This window comes from Clostridium tarantellae (genome assembly GCF_009295725.1).
Lineage (GTDB): Bacteria > Bacillota > Clostridia > Clostridiales > Clostridiaceae > Sarcina > Sarcina tarantellae.
Genome location: NZ_WHJC01000309.1, coordinates 1 through 3800, shown reverse-complemented (window position 1 = coordinate 3800; position 3800 = coordinate 1). Strand labels below are relative to the sequence as shown.

Sequence of the window (3800 nt, the reverse complement as noted above, 5' to 3'; positions counted from 1 at the left end):
ATGCTAATAGCAATACTATTCAATTTCATGGTGATGGGGAAAATAATGCTCCTTATTTTGGAGAGTTTACATTAAGTTTACCACCAGTAACTTCAAATCTAGTTGAAGGTATTCTTGAAAATGGTGCAAGGGCAGATACTACTAATAGATTTGTAAGAGCTTTAGGTGGAAAGAAAGATGGATCTTCAACTATTACTGTAAATGTATCTAATGAAGGAGAGTATAATTTATCAATTCAATATTTAGGAACTGATAACACTTTACCATTAAAAATAGATATTAATGGTATGATCAATAAAACTATATACACATTGCCACCAACTAAAAGTTTAACTATGAAGGATATTAAAACTTTTACTATTCCTTTAACTTTAAATACAGGAAATAATACTCTTAGATTTTATGGTAATGGAAAAGATTTTGGTCCTAACTTATCTACTTTCACGTTAACTGCAACAAATAGTGCAATTACTCCAAAGCCAACTACTTCTACCATAGTTAATGATATTTATTTTATAGCTAATGCAACCACTGGAGGAACAGCTATTTTAGATAAAAAACAAAATTTAATAACTGGTATTGGTGGAAAAGGTAATGGCTTCTTTACTATGGAGGTATTAGTAAAAATTGAGGGAGAATATGTATTAAGAATAGCCTATAGAAATAACTATAAAAATTTTAAAATTGATATTAATGAAAAAAATACTGGCAAAACTTATAAAACCATAGGGGACTTTAATGATTCACTTCCTATATTAATAAATCTTAAAAATGGAAAAAATACATTGAAGTTTTATGGAAATGGTACTGAATTAGCACCAGACTTTGGAGATTTTGAGCTAAATTTAAATTATCCTATAAATTCTAGATTGTCTGGAGGAATATTTTCAGGAGATACTAAATTACTTCCTTCTGGAGTTATAAATTCAATAGGTGGATTTTTTGATAATTATTTTCAAATAAATTATTTTGCATCTTATTATGGAAAATACAGTGTTGATATAATTTTTGCTGCTAATGGAGGAACTCTTTTAATAGATATCAATGATATTAGCACAGGAAGTGTATATAATATCCCTTCTACAAAAACAACTACTGTTGCATATAGTACAGCAATTATGTTAGAGGAAGGAGATAACTCTATTAAGTTTTATGGAATTAGAAAAATTTTAGTACCAGATATACATGCTATAGATATAAAACCACTTGATTTATTTGAAGAAAATGAAATTTATAACTTTTCTGATGCTATTTTAGAGAATGGTATAAAAACAAGTACTATAACTAATTTAGTTACATGGCAAGGAGGGGGAAATAAAGGAACTATTACAGCAAATGTTAAAGTTAATTCAGAAGACCTTTATGATTTAAATATAGAATATATATCACCTTATTGGGAAAGTATTTTATATTTAAATGTAAATAAAGAAAATAGTAATACAAAACATTATTTACCTATAACTGGGAAGGAAGGCAATTCTAAATTTGAAATATTTACAATAAAGGGTATAAAGCTGAATAGTGGTGATAACTCTCTTAAGTTTTTTGCAGATCCTATAATTGCAGCGCCAAAATTAAAAAGTTTTAGTATTGCTAAATCAGAAATTTTAACTAGTACGATACCTTATGGAACTTTTTATGCTAAGGATGGAGTTTTAGCAAATGGTGCTAAAGTAACAAAATTTTCTAAAAATTTTGTAGATAATTTAGGGGGAGTTACACAAGATGGTTCTGTAACTGTAAAATATAATGGAAAATATGAGGGGTTATATGATTTAGCTATTGAATATTTAGTAGTTGAAGATAATAAAAATTTACTTATAGAAATTAATGGTATTGATACTGGAGAAATCTATATTTTAACTAAAACCAAAACATTAAAGGAAACTGATTCAGAAACATTAATAGTACCAGTTTTATTAAAAGAAGGAGAAAATATTATTAAATTTCATGGAGATAAAAATAGTTTTTCAATAGCCTTAGGTAAGATATTAATTAATAAATCTCCTGAAATTTCAACTTATAATTTTATAAATGCCGAATTAGAAAATGGAGCAACAGTAAATTCTAATACAGGATTTGTATCTAACTTAGGTGGAGATAATAATGGTATAGCTACTGTAGAAGTTTATGCTGAAATGGATGGAAATTACTATTTAACAATGAAATATATATCTATAATTGATAATAGTTATATAAGAATAGATGTAAATAATGAACCTTTAAATGCTAGATTATCAACAAACTTAGAATTTAGCATTAAAGAGTTAAGATTTTTTAAATTAACAAAGACAAAAAGTGAAAATATAATTGATGCAAAAACTATTACAAAAATAATTAAATTAAAGGCTGGAAAAAATGATATTAAATTTTATAATGATGAAATATCTTATGCAACTCCTAAACTTGGAACTTTTGTAATTTCCACTAATGAAATAATAAAAACTTTTCCAATTGGGATAAGTAATTTAAGTAAAGGAGCTTCCTTAAGTATAATAGAGGGATTTGTTAATGGAATAGGAGGAATAAGAAAAGGTGCTATAACAATAATGCCTAATATGGAAAAAGGTGGTTTATATAATGTAGCTTTTAGATATATAAGTCAAGGTATGGCAAGATCAATAAAAGTTGCTATTAATAAAGATTATAGCAATGCAATAAAATATAGGCTTCCTTCAACAGGAAAGTATTTAGATGAAAATTATGCTAAGACATTTACTATTCCTGTTAATTTAAAAAAAGGAAAAAATATTATAAAATTTTATAAAGATTTTAGTATTACTGAAGGACCTGAAATTGGAGAAATTACTATCAGTGAACCATTAGATACACCTGATAAAATATATAAAATTTCTGAAGGTACTTTAAAAGGGACAGCTGCTATTGATAATATAAGTAATATGGTAACTAATATAGGAGGAGTTGGAGAAGGAGAAGTTACTATAACTGTAAATGTACTTTCTAATAGTATTTATACTTTAAAACTTCAATATATAAGTAATAATCAAAGTAATAATTTACTAATAGAGGTTAATGAAAAATCTACAAGGAAAATCTATAATTTGCCAATTACTTTAAGTGGAAATTCAGCTGAAATATTTTCTATTGATTTAAATTTAAATGCTGGAAATAATAATATAAGACTTTATGGAGATATTAAAAATAATGGACTTCTATTAGGAAATTTAACACTTTCTAAAGCTATAGTTTCATCAAAAGTTTTAATGGATGGGGAGTATAATTGTGCAGATGGTATTCTTGAAAAGGGTGCAACTATAGATACTGCTACAGGTTTTGTAACTAATATAGGTGGAAAAGAAAAAGGTTCATGTACTATAAATGTAAAAGCTTATTATTCTGGATTACATGTTTTATTAATAGAATATATTGCGCCGACTAAGTCTAATGTTTTAGAGTTTGATATTAATAATACATCTTCAGAAAAAGTATATATTGTGGAACAAACTGAATTTGAAGCAAAATATTTAGAGTTTACAGTTTTCTTAACAAAAGGTAATAATAAAATTAAATTTTATGCTCCTATACCATTTGATGAAAGTAAAGCTAATTTAATTTTAGGTCCTGATTTAGGAATTATTAAGGTTTTACCTCGTTAAAATTATAAAAATAAGTCATTGATAAATTAAAGTTTATCAGTGACTTATTTAATAATCACCACTTTACAATAAATTTAACTAGCTAAAGAATCGTTATTAAGATGATTAATAACATCTTCAAGCGTAGTTATATTTTTATCAAGTTGTATTGTTTTAAGCAACTTGCCATAAATTAATTCTTTA

1 protein-coding gene is annotated in these 3800 nt (G+C 25.8%); it reads left to right on the top strand.

What is annotated here, in order from left to right; translation table 11 throughout:
- Positions 1 to 3617: carbohydrate-binding protein (locus tag GBZ86_RS17345; protein ID WP_479690752.1), on the top strand; the 3617-nt coding region annotated here is incomplete at its 5' end.
- Positions 3618 to 3800 lie beyond the last annotated feature (183 nt).